The sequence below is a fragment of the Vogesella mureinivorans genome, assembly GCF_007644035.1.
Classification (GTDB): domain Bacteria; phylum Pseudomonadota; class Gammaproteobacteria; order Burkholderiales; family Chromobacteriaceae; genus Vogesella; species Vogesella mureinivorans.
The window spans coordinates 1-268 of sequence record NZ_VMTV02000962.1 but is presented as its reverse complement, the minus strand read 5'-3'; the positions used below and the strand labels follow the sequence as shown (position 1 = coordinate 268).

The window sequence follows — 268 nt, the reverse complement described above, 5'->3', positions numbered from 1 at the left end:
AACGGGTGTGCTTCCGGCAGCGCCAGGATCAGATAGGTTTTCAGCGCCCAGTACGGTGAACCGGGGGAGTTGTAATCCTCGCACATCGCCAGGTTCGGATACGCAAACCCCAGGGTAAGAATACCGTCGCGATCGACAATCGACTGCTGCTGCCACCAGCGCAGATGCCGCAGCACAATGCCCTTCACGATGCCCGGGGTGAAGACGTCCAGTTGAGAAAAGGCCACCGCGCTCCAGAAGGCAACCATGGCAAAGCGGTAGGTCAGGC

At 59.7% G+C, this 268-nt stretch carries 1 protein-coding gene; it reads right to left on the bottom strand.

What is annotated here, in order from left to right; all coding sequences use genetic code 11:
* On the bottom strand, window positions 1-268 hold a 268-nt coding region (locus FLQ44_RS21345; protein ID WP_147695974.1), incomplete at both ends, for a DUF2264 domain-containing protein.